The 14,070-nt window shown below is 64.4% G+C and carries 15 protein-coding genes and 2 tRNA genes; 13 read left to right on the top strand and 4 right to left on the bottom strand.

What is annotated here, in order from left to right:
* The first annotated feature begins 40 nt into the window (after positions 1–40).
* The 8 genes from E1809_RS03375 (at position 41) to E1809_RS03410 (ending at position 6,948) form a co-directional block, all read left to right on the top strand.
* Entirely contained in the window at positions 41–1,351 is a 1,311-nt protein-coding gene (locus E1809_RS03375) for a deoxyguanosinetriphosphate triphosphohydrolase (protein WP_235835411.1), read from the top strand.
* Positions 1,352–1,506: 155 nt separating this feature from the next.
* On the top strand, positions 1,507–1,788 hold the full coding sequence (locus E1809_RS03380; protein ID WP_133202822.1) for a hypothetical protein: 282 nt from the start codon (positions 1,507–1,509) through the stop codon (positions 1,786–1,788).
* Between the two features lies 1 nt (position 1,789).
* On the top strand, positions 1,790–2,779 hold the full coding sequence (locus tag E1809_RS03385) for an FAD:protein FMN transferase (RefSeq protein ID WP_133202823.1): 990 nt from the start codon (positions 1,790–1,792) through the stop codon (positions 2,777–2,779).
* A complete protein-coding gene (locus tag E1809_RS03390; RefSeq protein ID WP_235835412.1) occupies positions 2,772–3,329 on the top strand; it encodes a ferric reductase-like transmembrane domain-containing protein in 558 nt (185 codons plus the stop codon). The genes E1809_RS03385 and E1809_RS03390 overlap by 8 nt, the downstream gene beginning before the upstream one ends.
* Positions 3,326–4,597 carry an NADH-ubiquinone oxidoreductase-F iron-sulfur binding region domain-containing protein gene (locus tag E1809_RS03395; protein WP_133202824.1) on the top strand — a complete coding sequence of 424 codons (1,272 nt, stop codon included), beginning with the start codon at positions 3,326–3,328 and terminating at the stop codon, positions 4,595–4,597. The genes E1809_RS03390 and E1809_RS03395 overlap by 4 nt, the downstream gene beginning before the upstream one ends.
* A 2-nt stretch (positions 4,598–4,599) precedes the next feature.
* A complete protein-coding gene (locus E1809_RS03400) occupies positions 4,600–4,839 on the top strand; it encodes a ferredoxin (RefSeq protein ID WP_133202825.1) in 240 nt (79 codons plus the stop codon).
* A gap of 9 nt (positions 4,840–4,848) precedes the next feature.
* On the top strand, positions 4,849–6,801 hold the full coding sequence (dnaG, locus tag E1809_RS03405) for a DNA primase (protein ID WP_133202826.1): 1,953 nt from the start codon (positions 4,849–4,851) through the stop codon (positions 6,799–6,801).
* Between the two features lie 74 nt (positions 6,802–6,875).
* Positions 6,876–6,948, top strand: a tRNA-Asn gene (locus E1809_RS03410).
* Between the two features lie 87 nt (positions 6,949–7,035).
* On the opposite strand, the gene E1809_RS03415 is transcribed toward E1809_RS03410, so the two are convergent.
* Positions 7,036–7,806 carry an MBL fold metallo-hydrolase gene (locus tag E1809_RS03415; protein WP_165962194.1) on the bottom strand — a complete coding sequence of 257 codons (771 nt, stop codon included), beginning with the start codon at positions 7,804–7,806 and terminating at the stop codon, positions 7,036–7,038.
* A 156-nt stretch (positions 7,807–7,962) separates the two neighbouring features.
* Between E1809_RS03415 and E1809_RS03420 the strand changes: the two genes are divergently transcribed.
* Positions 7,963–8,035: transfer RNA gene (locus E1809_RS03420), tRNA-Asn, on the top strand.
* A 126-nt stretch (positions 8,036–8,161) separates the two neighbouring features.
* On the opposite strand, the gene E1809_RS03425 is transcribed toward E1809_RS03420, so the two are convergent.
* From E1809_RS03425 to E1809_RS03430, 3 genes are all read right to left on the bottom strand, one after another.
* Positions 8,162–8,569 carry a hypothetical protein gene (locus tag E1809_RS03425; RefSeq protein WP_133202828.1) on the bottom strand — a complete coding sequence of 136 codons (408 nt, stop codon included), beginning with the start codon at positions 8,567–8,569 and terminating at the stop codon, positions 8,162–8,164.
* A gap of 57 nt (positions 8,570–8,626) precedes the next feature.
* Positions 8,627–8,803, bottom strand: a complete 177-nt coding sequence (locus E1809_RS26540) for a co-chaperone DjlA (protein ID WP_165962195.1) — start codon at positions 8,801–8,803, stop codon at positions 8,627–8,629.
* Between the two features lie 70 nt (positions 8,804–8,873).
* Entirely contained in the window at positions 8,874–10,103 is a 1,230-nt protein-coding gene (locus E1809_RS03430) for a multidrug effflux MFS transporter (RefSeq protein WP_133202829.1), read from the bottom strand.
* A gap of 176 nt (positions 10,104–10,279) precedes the next feature.
* Between E1809_RS03430 and E1809_RS03435 the strand changes: the two genes are divergently transcribed.
* From E1809_RS03435 to E1809_RS03450, 4 genes are all read left to right on the top strand, one after another.
* Entirely contained in the window at positions 10,280–11,128 is an 849-nt protein-coding gene (locus tag E1809_RS03435) for a phage holin family protein (protein ID WP_133202830.1), read from the top strand.
* A 50-nt stretch (positions 11,129–11,178) separates the two neighbouring features.
* The gene (locus E1809_RS03440; protein WP_133202831.1) at positions 11,179–11,802 is read left to right on the top strand and encodes a CDP-alcohol phosphatidyltransferase family protein; all 624 of its coding nucleotides are present in this window, start codon (positions 11,179–11,181) and stop codon (positions 11,800–11,802) included.
* Positions 11,802–12,707 (top strand): DMT family transporter, encoded by a 906-nt coding sequence (locus tag E1809_RS03445; RefSeq protein WP_133202832.1) that lies wholly within the window; start codon positions 11,802–11,804, stop codon positions 12,705–12,707. Before E1809_RS03440 ends, E1809_RS03445 begins: the two co-directional genes overlap by 1 nt.
* A gap of 110 nt (positions 12,708–12,817) precedes the next feature.
* The gene (locus E1809_RS03450; RefSeq protein ID WP_133202833.1) at positions 12,818–14,014 is read left to right on the top strand and encodes a glycosyltransferase; all 1,197 of its coding nucleotides are present in this window, start codon (positions 12,818–12,820) and stop codon (positions 14,012–14,014) included.
* Positions 14,015–14,070 lie beyond the last annotated feature (56 nt).

A 14,070-nucleotide genomic window follows, 5' to 3' on the forward strand; every position in this document is an offset into this window, starting at 1 on the left:
TGACGGCGATGGGCCGGTAAAGCGGAGGAGGCAGATACCGATGGGAACGAAAGAGATGTCCGCGGCACGGGCTGCCGAAAACCCCGGGGGTATCCCCGGCTATGGGGATACCGACTCGGAACGCTGGGTGCAGGAACCGCGGAAAAGCACGTACCGATCGGATTTCGAGCGGGACAGGGCCAGGGTCCTGCATTCCTCCGCGTTGCGGCGCTTGGGGGCGAAGACCCAGGTGGTCGCACCGGACACGGACGACTTTGTCCGCACCCGCTTGACGCACAGCCTCGAAGTCGCCCAGGTAGGCCGCGAACTCGGCCGTGTCCTGGGATGCGATCCGGACGTCGTGGACACTGCATGCCTGAGCCACGATCTTGGCCATCCGCCCTTCGGCCACAACGGCGAATCCGCGCTCAATGAGGTAGCCCATGCCATCGGCGGTTTCGAAGGCAACGCCCAGACCCTCCGTTTGCTCACGCGGCTCGAGCCGAAGGTCCTTACGGCCGATGGCCATCCGGCGGGTTTGAACCTGACCCGCGCGAGCCTGGACGCAGCCTCGAAGTACCCGTGGTCCGCCGTCGACGCCCCCGTCATCCACGGACACCGGAGCAGCAAGTTCGGCGCCTACGAAGACGACCTGCCGGTCTTCGCGTGGCTGCGGGACGGCGCCCCCGGCAACCGCTCGTGCATCGAGGCCCAGGTCATGGACCTTGCCGACGACATTTCGTACTCGGTCCACGACGTCGAAGACGCGATCGTGGCCGGACATTTCCAGCTTAAGTGGCTCGACAACCCGGACCACCGGGCCCGCGTGGTGGGGTACACGAAGCAGTGGTACCTCCCGCACAACGATCCGGCCGAGATCGATGCCGCGCTGGCCCGCCTCGAAGCCACCAAGGTGTGGGTCCGGGAAGCCGACGGCAGCCGGAAATCCATGGCGGCGCTGAAGGACATGACCAGCCAGTTGATCGGCCGTTTTTGCCAAAGCGCCCTTGAGACCACGCGCGCCCGCTTCGGCCCGGACCGCCTCACGCGCTACGGCGCCGAGCTCATGGTTCCCGATGAAACAGTCACCGAGATCGCCGCGATGAAGGGCCTGGCCACCACCTTCGTGATCTCCACGGAGCACCGCCAGCCCGTATACGAGCGCCAGCGGGAAGTGCTGCACGCCCTCGTCTCCGTGCTCAACGCGAGCGGCGACCGGCACCTTGAACCGATGTTCGCCGCGGACTGGCGCGACGCCAACGACGACGGCGCGCGGCTGCGCGTCGTGATCGACCAAGTGGCGTCCCTCACAGACGCTTCGGCCCTGGCGATGTACGAGCGGTTGGTGGGCAGCCTCCCGTCGCTCTGGTAGCCGTCCCCGGGATCCCGACGGCGGTCCAAGCCAACCCAGCGGCGCTTCCGTCCGCCCTTCCACGTGTAAACGATTGATAGCCGACTCAAAGCGTTTACATAGGAAAAAGGCGCACCATGAAGTCAGGGGAAGCGCCGCATGGAGAGGAGCCGTTCATGAGTATCCGGAACAGAGGCAAACGCCTCGCCAGCGGCATCACCGCGGTGGCGGGAGCAGGGAGCCTTGCCGGCGCCGGGATCGTCGCGGCTGCCTTGTACGCGGGGACGCCGAGCAGCGCTTCGCGGGTTGACAATACCTCTACCAGCGATTCCGGGTCGACGTCCGGTGACGGCAGCTACTCGTACAACGGTTTCAGCCGGTCCCGGAACTTCGGCGGGACGAATCCGGTCCAACCCGGATACGGCGGAGTGACGCACGGGAACTCCTCCGGATCCTGACATGGGAGAAGAAACGGGCGGAAGCGCGCAGTCACGTTGGACCGTCTGGGGACTGGAAGCTTCGATAGTGGTGACCGACGCCGGTGCCCTCGCGGCAGCTGAAGACATTGTCCGGTCCGTCCTGGCTGAGATCGACCAGGCATGCAGCCGTTTCCGGGCCGACTCGGAACTTATGCGGCTCCAACCGGTCCTGGCCCACGGGGCACGTGTCAGCCCGACCCTACTGACCCTGGTGAATCACGCCCTCGACGCCGCCCGCTGGACGGACGGCGACGTCGATCCGACCCTTGGCGCGGATTTGACCGCCCTCGGGTACGACCGGGACATCGTCAGCGTGCGGTTGTCCCCGGACAGCCTCACCAGTGGCGGGGCTCTCAACCTGGACCGTGGTGAGGCTTCCCTGCCTTCCCGCAACGGTGCAGGATGGGCCAGGGTCACTGTCGACGGCGATGTCCTGACGGTTCCTGCAGACCTCCGCCTTGATTTGGGGGCCACCGCGAAAGCTCATGCCGCCGACCGCGCAGCGGCGACGGTCCACTCCCTTCTGGGCTCTGGCGTCCTCGTCAGCTTGGGTGGCGACATCGCCACGGCCGGCCCGGCACCGTTACCTGGAGCGTGGCAGATCCTGGTCCAGGACTTGCCGTCCGATCCGCTCCAGCGAATCTCCCTTGAGCCCGGATTCGCCGTAGCAACCTCGAGCACGCAAAAACGGCGCTGGAGGCACGGCGGAAAGGACGTTCACCACATTCTTGATCCGCGCTTCGGACTACCCGCGGAGGACGTGTGGCGGTCGGTGACCGTGGCTGCCCCGAGTTGCCTCGAAGCCAACGCGTTCAGCACTGCCGGCGTCGTTCGCGGCCGTGCCGCCCCTGGCTGGTTCCGCCCCATAGGGGTGCCCGCACGGTTTGTCGACCGGGAAGGACGCGTGGTGACCACGGGAGGTTGGCCGAAGGAGAACTACGTTCGCGAAGAGGTGGAAAGCCATGGATGAGGCGATGTGGGCCTTCGGGAGGGCCAGTGGATTCATCTCCCTCGCGCTTTTCACGGCTTCGGTCCTTTTGGGCATCGTCAACCGTTCCGGCAGGCCCCTGTTGACCCTGCCAAGGTTTTCCATCAGCATCCTGCACAGGAACATCGCCCTCCTCGCCACAGTGTTCCTCGGCTTGCACGTGGGCTCCTTGATGTTGGATCCGTTCGCCAGGTTGCGGCCGGTGGACGTCCTGGTGCCCTTCCTGGGTTCCTACAGGCCGCTTTGGCAAGGGCTTGGGACGGTAGCTCTCGACCTTCTGCTCGCTGTTGTGGTGACGGCCCTCCTGCGCCAGAGAATCGGCCCGAGGGTGTTCAAAGCTGTGCATTGGTTCGCGTATGCGGCCTGGCCCGTGGCGATGGCGCACGCCCTCGGCAACGGCACGGATGCGGGCAGCGCGTGGTTCCTCGCATTGGCGGTTGCGTCGGCGGCTGTGGTTGTCGGTGCGTTGTTATGGCGGCTCTCCGCGACATTCCTCGAAACCACCAGGGCCCGTGAAGGGAGGCCGCTATGAACGTGCCTGCCGGCGTGGACCAGCAAGCCGCGCGCCCTCCCCAACAGCAGGTCCATCCCAAGGCAACGCGGCCTCTTCCTTCCCGGCTGATGGCCGCGGGTCCGGGTGCCGGCATCGCCGCCCACCTGGCTACCTTCGGACCCCTGGATGCCGAGGCCGCCGCCCCGTCCCTTCCTGGCATGCTGGAGGCATCCGGACTGACGGGACGCGGCGGCGCTGCCTTCGCGACGTGGCATAAGGCGTTGTCCGCCAGCCGTTCGGGGAGGCAAGGAGCCGTGGCTCCTATGGTCATTGCGAACGGGGCCGAAGGCGAACCGCTGAGTTTCAAGGACCGTACGCTGCTGGCCAACGCCCCGCACTTGGTGATCGACGGATTGCTCGCAGTGGGCCGGGCTGTGTCCGCAGCACAGGTGTATATCTACGCTTCCAGCGTGAGCCTGCCCGGAGTTCAACGAGCCGTCGCCGAGCGCCCGCGTTCATCCGGAATAGCGCTCGTGGAAGCCCCTCCGGGCTTCATTTCCGGGGAGGCGAGCGCCGTTGTGAACTACTTGGCAACAGGTACCGCGATCCCGTTCGACAAACAGGGGCGGCTCAGCGAAACGGGGTTCAAGGGGCAGCCAGCGGTAGTGCTCAACGTGGAAACCCTGGCACACATTGCCCTGATTGCCAGGTACGGGCCGGCTTGGTTCCGCGAAGTCGGCACGCCGGAGGACCCTGGTACCCGGCTCGCTTCAGTGTCCGGCGGTGCGCCGGAGCACGACGTCGTCCTGGAACTGCCCGGGGGAGCGGTGCTCACCGACGTGCTCTTGGCCGCCGGAACCAACCCTGCCAACGTCTCGGCCGTACTCGTGGGTGGCTACCATGGCCGGTGGGTCCGGCCGGAACCATACTTGATCGCTCCGTTCGGCCCCGCCCACCGCGTGGTCCGGCCTGGCGCCGGCGTGATCCATTCGATCGCCGCCGGACAATGCGGACTGCAGGTGACCGCGGGCATGGCCCGATACCTTGCCGGCGAATCCGCCAAGCAATGCGGACCGTGCATGTTTGGACTACCCGCCATGGCTTCGGTTTTCGAACGGCTCGCGGCACGAGTGCCGGATCCGCGGCTACCGTCCGAAATGGATCGCCTCGCGGCCCTCGTTTCGGGCCGTGGTGCCTGCAGCCACCCGGACGGTACCGCACGGTTGGTCACCAGCGCGCTCGAGGTGTTCTCGGACGATGTCCAGGCACACCTCTCGGGACGCTGCCTGTCGGCAAGGTGGAACTAGCCATGGGTACTATCCTCCATATTGACTGGACCAGGTGCGATGGTCGCGGCCTTTGCACGGAGTTGCTCCCGGCAGTGCTGGGCCGCGACGACTGGGGCTACCCTGTTGCCCGTGGGTACCAGGGCCGCGCCCGCACCGATGTCCCGATTGAGCCACGTGACGAGGAAGCTGCCCAAGAAGCAGTCTCGCTGTGTCCGACCATGGCGCTCGCGCTGAGGAAGGCTGCCTCCCGCGGAGACTAAGATGGTTGAGTGGCTGGACTGATCAAACGTGAAGATATCGACGAAGTCCGCCAGCGCACAGACATCAAGGAAGTGGTGGACGGTTACGTCACCCTGAAAGGCGCGGGACTCGGGACCTTCAAGGGCCTGTGCCCTTTCCACGACGAGCGTTCGCCTTCGTTCACCGTGCGTCCGCAAGTGGGTCGCTACCACTGCTTTGGATGCGGCGAAGACGGCGATGCCATCTCGTTCGTCCAAAAGATGGATCACAGTTCGTTCCATGAAGCGGTGGAAAAGCTCGCTGCAAGGATAGGCTACGAGCTCCGCTACGAAGACGGCGGAACCGGCCCCAACCGCGAGGAGGTCGGCAAGCGGCAACGGCTCCTGGACGCGCACAAGATCGCGGACGAGTACTTCCGGTCCCAGTTGCTCACTGCCGGCGCGGCAGAGGGCCGGAACTTCCTGCACGGCCGCGGCTTCGACCGGTCCGCCGCCGAACAGTTCGGCGTGGGGTATGCGCCGCAGGGTTGGGACTCGCTCCTCAAGCACCTCCGTGGCCGTGGTTTCACGGACGCCGAGTTGAGGCTTACCGGGATGTTTTCGGAAGGCAACAGAGGCATCTACGACCGTTTCCGTGGCCGGCTTATCTGGCCCATCCGGGACATCGCCGGTGACACCATCGGCTTCGGTGCCCGGAAACTCTATGAAGAGGACCAGGGCCCCAAATACCTGAACACTCCCGAGACGACGCTCTACAAGAAGTCCCAGGTCCTCTACGGCATTGATGTCGCGAAGCGGAACATCGCCAAGGACCGCCAGCTTGTGGTGGTGGAGGGCTATACGGACGTCATGGCCTGCCATTTGGCGGGCGTCGGCACCGCGGTGGCTACGTGCGGCACCGCATTCGGTACGGACCACATCAAGGTCGCCCGCCGCTTGCTGTCCGACGACGGCAGCGGGGGAGAGGTCATCTTCACCTTCGACGGGGACGCCGCCGGCCAGAAAGCCGCGCTGCGCGCCTTCGAGGAGGATCAGCGCTTCGTCGCCCAGACTTACGTCGCCGTGGAACCCAGCGGGGCGGATCCGTGTGAACTCCGCCAGCTCAAGGGCGATGCCGCCGTCCGGGAACTGATCGGCACCCGCAAGCCCTTGTTCGAATTCGCCATTCGCGCCTCGCTCAAACGGCACAACCTGGACACCGTGGAAGGGCGCGTGGCCGCACTGCGGGAGGGGGCACCCGTTGTTGCCCAGATCCGCGATTCCGGACTCCGCCCCGGCTATGTGCGTGAGCTGGCAGGGTGGCTCGGCATGCCCATCGAGGAGGTCAGCCGCGCGGTGGGCCTCGCAGCAAAGCGCGCTGCTTCGGGCGCGTCGCCGGCGTCCGGTTCCAGTGCCCAGGGAACGGGACCCTCGACGGCGGCAGTCCAGTCAGGGCCGGGAGCGCCGGCAGGCCAGGCGGCAGCACCGCCGTCGGACGCTTCCAGCCCTTTCATGCGCCCGGACCCGAGGGACCCTGTTGCCGCCATGGAGCGCCAGGCCCTGGAAGTGGTGGTCCAGCATCCTGCCTCGCTCGGCGACGGCACCGTACACCACGAAACGTGGCAGCGCTTCGAGGAGTCCCATTTCACGACGCCTGCCTACGCAGCCGTGCACACCGCTGTCCGGGCCGCCGGACTGGCGCACGCGGGCGATCCCGTCGCGTGGGTGGAGGGGATTCGCCAGGAGGTGCCGGAACCGCTGCAGGGCCTTGTCTCCGAGCTCGCGGTGGTGCCGCTGCCAGCCAGTACCCCCGAGGCGCTCCAGCGGTATTGCCGCGACATCCTGGCCCGGCTCTTCGAGCTGCAGATCACCAGGGTCAAGGCGGACAAAATGGGCCAGCTCCAGCGCCTGGACGCCGCGGCCTTCCCTGAAGAATTCCAACGGCTCAACCGGGAACTCATGGAGTTGGAAATGCAGCGTCGAGCCCTCCGCGCGGACGGATAACGGCTCTTCAGAGACGCTTGATGGCGCCGATTTCGTTTCCTGCCCGGCCTTTGTTAGGCTAGTACCCGCTTCATTCCTCCGTAGCTCAATTGGCAGAGCATTCGACTGTTAATCGAAGGGTTACTGGTTCAAGTCCAGTCGGAGGAGCGCTACTGAAAAATCCCCGCCCTTGCAGGAGGGCGGGGATTTTTTGATATGCCGAGTCAGCGCGGCCCGGGACGTCGGCCTCCCAGCTCACCCGAAAGGCGGGTAGCTGCCTTCCGAGACGAGGTCCGTGATTCCGTTGGGGGTCTCCAGGTGGGGCCCGTGGCCGGGCAGGACATGCCGCACATCGAGCTTCCTCAAGGCATCCACGCTGGTTTTGGCCTCGGCGGGCTTGTAGTGGAACACCGCAGGGAGCAGCTGTGGTCCGCGTACCGGGCTGACGGCGTGGCCGGTGATGAGTGCGTCCCCGGTAATCACGGCCTTGGCGGACGGGACCAGGAAGGCCGCGTGTCCGCTCGTATGTCCAGTGCAGGCAATGAGCTGCGGGCGCCCGGGAAGCCCGTCCAGGACCTCCTGGGTGACGGCTTCCACTCCGGGAACCGCGACGTCGGACAAGCCGCCCGCGCTGACGGCGTGGAAGGCCCAGGCTCCCAGCCGTGGGTGCAGTATCCGCAGGCCGAAATCCTTCACGCCGACCTGTTCCAGGATCTCGCGCCGGACATTCGGCAGTTCGGCGGCGTCGGCAAGTACCGGGATGCCCAGGGCGGATATTCTCGCGGCATTGCCAATGTGGTCCGAATGGCCATGGGTCAGGAGCACCGCAGCGGCGTTTTCCATCGACAGGCCCAGATATTCGATGCTGGATTGGAGGAGCGGCCAGTTTCCTGGATATCCCGTGTCAACGAGCGTGAATTCCTTGTTCCTCCGAAGGATGGTCCAATTGACGGCCGGGCCTTCGACGAAAAAGACGTCTTCTGTGACTTCCTTCACGTTGTTCCCGGGGGACCAGTTCTTCGACATGCTTCCGTCCGTTCGTTGCTGTCGGAGCATCGTGTCTCCGGGGACCGTGGGGCGGTTTCAGCATAGCGGGGGAGGCCGTGCGGAGGGCTTTGGGCAGCAGTTTTCGAGCCGATTTCACTTGTGGCAAAACCTTTGCTAAAGTCATAACCGCTTCATTCCTCCGTAGCTCAATTGGCAGAGCATTCGACTGTTAATCGAAGGGTTACTGGTTCAAGTCCAGTCGGAGGAGCAAATAACAAATGAGCCCCGTATCGGTTATTTACCGGTACGGGGCTTGTTTTGTTTTCATTAATAGCTGCTTGCCGTTTTTTCTACCCCGCAAAAGTCGAATGCCGCATATCCGAGAACCGGGTGCCTAGACGAAATCCATCTCGACTTGCAGGAACCGTGCGGCTTCTTCCACTGCGTCCTGGAACGCCTGGTCCTCTGTGGGCGGGGTTCTAGGATCCCGAGGATGCCACTCGTGGGCCGCGGAATGGACCCGGGTGAAGCCGCCGCCAGGGGGCGCGTAGAAGATTCCGAAGCGCTGGACGGGCCATTCGGGTGACGTTTCGGGGGCTACCAACAAGGCCGATCCGTTGCTTGGATTGAACCATTGGGCGATCGGCCTGCGGCGGTCTTCCGTGAAAAGCCCGGCGGCGTAGAGGGCCGCAGATTGGGGGCTGGTCACGGTGCACAAGCGGTCCCACCACAGCGGGAGGATGCCGTCATCCTTGCGCTGCCAGGGGGTCGGAAGAGGCTGTAATTCCTGCCAACGGGGCACATCTCAACTTTATCGCCGGGCACCGGACTGCAACAGATCCCGCGCGCTCCAGCCTGCTCAGTCGCGCTTCCACGGGCCCGGATTGATGCGGTACAGGAGCGCTGCCCCGACGACGGCACCCAGGAGGGCGCCGAACAGCGGGTTTCCGCCCCGCGTCAGGAAGAAGCCGACGACGGCGCCAAGCACCGCGCCGATGAAAAGTCCCCGGCCGTTGCGGTTTGGTTTGCGCGTCATTCCTCGAGCCTACTTGCTGCGGGCGCCCGCACGTCCCCGCGGGCGCCCGCGCCGCCGTCGTCATCCTGCATCAGTGGATGGACGGCACGGACCGGGGACGAACCACGAGCCACAACGCCGCGACGGCAAACGCGAGGCAGACCGCCTGGACTCCGCCCATGGGGATGGCGGAACCCACGCCGAGCCAGCCGACGATCGGCGGAATGACGCCGGCCATGAAGAAGTTGGAGGCACCGAGGAGGGATGCCGCGGTTCCTGCTTGTGCGCTGTGCTTGGCCAAGGCGAGGACCTGGACGCAAGGGAACATGAAACCTGTGGCGAGGATGTAGAACCACAGCGGGACTACGATGCCCCACAGTCCGAAGTCGAGCATGTCGAACAGGACGATGAGGGCCGCCATGAGCAACATCCACGCGGTAGCGACGGCCATGATCCATTGGGGCGCGACGCGCTTGATGACCCTCGAGCTGATCTGGACGCCGGCCACGATGCCCAACGAGTTGATGCCGAAGAGCAAGCCGTATTCCTGCGGCGAGAAGTCGTAGACCTGTTGGAAAAGGAACGTCGATGCCGAAAGGTAAGCGAATAGTCCGCCGAAGTTGAACCCGCCCACCAGCAGCATGCCGACGAAGATGCGGTCGGCGAACACCGCTTTGTAGCGTTGGCCCGCCGTCGACGTCGTCTGCCGGCGAAGTTCGGCAGGGTACGTTTCGCGGATGAGGAACACGGCGGCGATGATCACCAGCAGTCCGTAGATCGTGAGGAAGTAGAAGATCCCGGGCCACGGCATGATCAGCAGCAATTGGGAGCCGATGATGGGCGCGAGGATGGGCGCCAGGCCATTGACCAGCGACATACGGGAGAACATGCGGACCATGGCGTATCCGGCGAAGAGGTCGCGCACCATGGCCATGGCCACTACGCCGCCGCCCGCGGCTCCAACGCCCATGAGGACGCGGAACAACGCGAGGGTTCCGATGTCTGTGGAAAGGGCGGCGCCCAGCGAGGATCCGATGTGCAATGCGGTAGCGAGGATCAAAGGCATGCGGCGCCCGAATTTGTCACTGAAAGGCCCCACTACCAATTGCCCGACGGCGAAGCCAACCGTTGTGCCGGTCAATGTGAGTTGAATCGCAGCAGCCGGGACGTCGAAATGATGCTCCAAAGCCGGGAATGCCGGTAGATAAAGGTCTACCGTAAATGGACCCAAGGCAGTAAGCGCCCCAAGGAGCAGTATATAAAGGAGTTTTTCTCGTCGGCTCAGGGAATCGCCCGGTGCAGGGGGAGTGGTCACGATCACCAATCCTAGGTGCCAAAGATCATATTTATCGGGTTCGAAGGGGCGCGCCGCGCGACTATACCGGAAGTTGAGGCTGAAGCTGAATGGTAGTTTTGTGGACAGGTGCGCGTGGGCAGTAATTCGTCCCGGCACTATGCCGGGGTAAGAGCAAAGTAGGAAGCAGTGAGGCGGAACCAATGAGTGGACGTCACAGCGGACGGGCTGGCCAGCGCCCGGGTATTTCGGCATTGCCGGACACCCTCAAACTTGCAGCCAGGCTCGCGCCGAGGCAGCTTAATGACGAAATCAGCCTGGCCAAGATCGAACTCGCGGGCAAAGGAAAGCAGCTCGGGGTGGCGGGTGCGTTTGTCGGCGTCGCGCTGGTCTTCGTGGGACTTCTCGTCATTGCCTTGGTTGTCGCAGCCATCCTTGGCCTGGCCACCGTGATGCCTGCCTGGCTGGCGGCGCTTGTTGTCGCGGCCGCGTTCCTCCTGATCGTCCTTATTGGTTCATTGATCGGCCTCCGTGGGTTCAAGAAGGCCATGCCCGTCCTGCCCGAGCAGACCGTCCGTGGCGTCAAGCACGATCTCGGCATCCTCAAGGAAGGATCGTCGTTCGACGCCAGCGTCCTCGACCCGTCGTCGGACGCGTACAAAGCCGCGCAGGCCGCCAAAGCCGCGAAAGCTCAAATGGCAAAGGCCGAAAAGGCAGCCAAGGACGCGGCCCGCAAAGCCGAGCAGCCCCCTGCGCCCAGCGAGGCCGAGCTTCTCCGGCGCTTGAAGCAGCGCCGCGAGCACCTTGCCAGTGTTCGTGACCAGCTCAACGTCGAACTAGACGTCAAGACCCAAGGAAAGGCCCTCCTCGACGCCGCCGAGCACAAGCTCGACGATGGCCGCCGCTTCGCATCCAAGACGTTCGCCGATCTCTCCGCCAAAGTCCCGGCCGGCCTCACCGAAAGGCTCATCGCCCGCTGGAAGGAAATCTTCCTCTTCGCCGCCTCCGCCACGGTGGCGACCGTGGGATTGAGGAAGCTGTTCAAGAAGTAATCGAGACGGCTATCGACACCATCAGCCGCGGATTGCAGAAAGGGGGACAGATGAAATTCATCGGCGCAGGCGCCCGCCCGGGACAACCGCAAATCGATCACGATCTCGTCTTCACCGTCCCCAATTTCCTGACCGTCCTGCGCTTCATGGGCGTTCCGATCTTCGTCTGGCTGGTCCTGTGGGAGAAGGAATACGGCTTCGCCGTGCTTGTCCTCGCCATCATGGGCGGGACCGACTGGGTGGACGGCTATGTGGCCCGGCGCTTCAACCAGACTTCCAAGCTGGGCCGCGTCCTCGACCCCGCCGCCGACCGCCTCGCCCTCATCACCGTTGCCGTAACCCTTGCCTTGGCTGGCGTGGTGGATTGGTGGTACCTCGCCGCGCTGGTGGTTCCCGACGTGATCCTTGGCACCGCCTCCCTCTTCTACTTCCATAGCCACCCGGACCTTCCCGTGAGCCGGATCGGCAAGATCCGCACTGCGTTCCTACTCCTCGGCACGCCGCTCCTGGTGCTTTCCAAGTTGCCGATTCCCTTCGTCGGCACCTATTTCGTTATTGCCTGGTGCTGCCTCAGCCTCGGCCTCCTGGGGCACTGGGTGGCCGCCTACAACTACTTCTGGGCGATCCTCCGCAAGGGCAAAGAGCTGAAAGCCCACGACGGCGGTCGTCGCTGATGGTGTGGTTCGCTGTACTTCTCGCCGTGCTCGGCGCTTTCTGCCTCGCCATCGGTGCCCAACGCCAAGGGAGCGCCGTTAAAGCTGACACCGGCGGCCTCGCGCTCAGCTCCCGCGGATTCCTGCGGCTCCTGCGCAACCCGCGGTGGGTCCTCGGGCTTTTGTTGCTCGGCTTGGGCATGGCCATGAACGCGATCGCCCTGGTCTCGGCACCCCTGACCGTGGTCCAGCCGATCGGCGCCATCGCCCTCGTCATTACCACCGTGGTCAACGCCAAGGACCAAGGCCTCACCATCAACCGGGGGACAGTCGTAGCCATCTCCTCCTGCGTGACGGGCTCGGCGTTGTTCGTCCTCCTGGCGGTCAACGCCACCCAGGAAAACCACCACGTGAGCGGCGAAGACGAAGCAACCATCGTGCTCCTTCTCGCGCTTGCGGTGGGACTGTTCGGATCGCTCGCGGCGATGTTCCGGCACCGCATGAACGCCTTCGTGTACATCCTTGGCGCCGGCGTGCTCTTCGGTTTCGTGGCTGTGTTGACGCGCATCATCGGCAGGCACTTGCTGGATCCGAACGGGCTGTTTCTCCTCAACGTCCAGTGGTACACCGTGGTGGCTATCGCAGCTGCCGGCGGGCTCGGTTCCTGGTTCGTCCAGAGCGCCTACTCCAGCGGACCGCCGGACCTGGTCATCGCGGGCCTGACCGTGATTGACCCGATTGTGGGCATCGCGATCGGCATCGCCATTTTGGGTGAGCTTCGTCCCGATGTCCACGCCGTGCTGGCAATCGCCATGGCTGCGGCCGCTCTCCTTGCTATCGTGGGGGTTATTGCCCTGAGCCGGCACCATCCCGAAGTCACCAAACGCAAACGTGACGCGAAGGCGGCATCCAGCCGGAAGGCCTAGGTCAATAGCTCGACAACAGTGCCCGCACACCTGCGGCAGGCAACCGGCGAAAACATCGGAGGGCCAAGCGCCTTTCGATGTTCGCACCGTGACAATCAGGAGTTCTCCACGTGACCATTCCCGAAACCACCAAACCCCTTACCATCCTGATAGCGGCAGATACGTTCCCGCCGCACGTCAACGGCGCAGCCCAGTTCGGGTACCGGCTGGCCAAGGGCATGACGGCGAGGGGGCACAACGTCCACGTCCTGGCTTGCAGGGCGGACCGGGGAAAGAGCTTCACCGAATTCCGGGACGAAGCCACGGTGCATCGCCTGAGGTCCCACGCAGTGTTCACGCATGAATACTTCCGGATCTGCTTCCCTTGGGAAATCAAGAAGGAGATCGCGCTGCTCTTCGACCGTGTGAAGCCCGACGTCGTGCACATCCAAAGCCATTACATGATCGGCGAACACGTCCTGTATGAGGCCGTGAAGCGCGGCATCCGGGTGGTGGCCACCAACCACTTCATGCCGGAAAACCTCAATCCCTTCCTGCCCTTCCCGCAGTGGTTCAAGAACATCATCGGCCGTATTTCGTGGAAGGACATGGGCAAGGTCATGGGCCAGGCCGACGTCGTCACCACGCCCACTCCCTTGGCAGCCAAGGCCATGCACCAGCACGCCTTCCTTCGCAAGGTCCTGCCTTTGTCCAACGGGATCGACTCCGCGGCCTACGAGGTCAAGCCGGACGAAGTCATTGAACCCCATCCCTACCCGACGGTCCTCTTCGTCGGCCGGCTCGCCGAAGAAAAGCACGTTGACGTCCTGATCGATGCGATCTCCAAGACGCCCGCCGAGCTCAACGTGCACCTGGAAATCGTGGGAGGCGGCGAAGTCCGTCCCTCCCTTGAGGCCCAGGCGAAGCGTCTTGGCCTGGGGGACCGCGTCAAGTTCGTCGGCCTGGCGAGCGATGAGGACCTGCGCACGGCGTACATCCGCGCCGACATCTTCTGCATGCCTGGAACCGCCGAACTGCAGTCCCTCGTGACCCTCGAGGCGATGTCGGCCTCGACGCCGGTGCTCCTCGCCAACGCCATGGCGCTGCCGCACCTCGTCAACGAAGGCGAGAACGGCCATCTCTTCACTCCCGGCGACAGCAACGAACTCGCCGCACGGATCACAGAGCTCTTCCGCCTCCCCGCCGGCGAACTGGAGACCATGGGCAAGGCCAGCCGATGCATGGTGGAACCGCACAGCATCCAAGGGACCCTGCAGACCTTCGAGGATCTTTACCGCGGTGCGTCCTACGAGGACAAGGTGCTCTAGCGGTCACGCGGCGGAGCAATGGCCGTGGTGGGCGAATTGTTTTGCTAGAGTGTTCT

Origin of the sequence: Arthrobacter terricola (assembly GCF_004354015.1) — a bacterium.
In the GTDB taxonomy this organism is placed as follows: Bacteria; Actinomycetota; Actinomycetes; order Actinomycetales; family Micrococcaceae; genus Arthrobacter; species Arthrobacter terricola.

Bases quoted from the DNA above. Each gene is read 5' to 3' on its own strand.
- E1809_RS03390 (WP_235835412.1), top strand. From the start codon at position 2,772: ATGGATGAGGCGATGTGGGCCTTCGGGAGGGCCAGTGGATTCATCTCC.
- E1809_RS03440 (WP_133202831.1), top strand. From the start codon at position 11,179: ATGAAATTCATCGGCGCAGGCGCCCGCCCGGGACAACCGCAAATCGAT.
- E1809_RS26540 (WP_165962195.1), bottom strand. From the start codon at position 8,803: ATGACGCGCAAACCAAACCGCAACGGCCGGGGACTTTTCATCGGCGCG.
- E1809_RS03435 (WP_133202830.1), top strand. From the start codon at position 10,280: ATGAGTGGACGTCACAGCGGACGGGCTGGCCAGCGCCCGGGTATTTCG.
- E1809_RS03400 (WP_133202825.1), top strand. From the start codon at position 4,600: ATGGGTACTATCCTCCATATTGACTGGACCAGGTGCGATGGTCGCGGC.
- E1809_RS03415 (WP_165962194.1), bottom strand. From the start codon at position 7,806: ATGTCGAAGAACTGGTCCCCCGGGAACAACGTGAAGGAAGTCACAGAA.
- E1809_RS03395 (WP_133202824.1), top strand. From the start codon at position 3,326: ATGAACGTGCCTGCCGGCGTGGACCAGCAAGCCGCGCGCCCTCCCCAA.
- E1809_RS03375 (WP_235835411.1), top strand. From the start codon at position 41: ATGGGAACGAAAGAGATGTCCGCGGCACGGGCTGCCGAAAACCCCGGG.
- E1809_RS03445 (WP_133202832.1), top strand. From the start codon at position 11,802: ATGGTGTGGTTCGCTGTACTTCTCGCCGTGCTCGGCGCTTTCTGCCTC.
- E1809_RS03385 (WP_133202823.1), top strand. From the start codon at position 1,790: ATGGGAGAAGAAACGGGCGGAAGCGCGCAGTCACGTTGGACCGTCTGG.
- E1809_RS03380 (WP_133202822.1), top strand. From the start codon at position 1,507: ATGAGTATCCGGAACAGAGGCAAACGCCTCGCCAGCGGCATCACCGCG.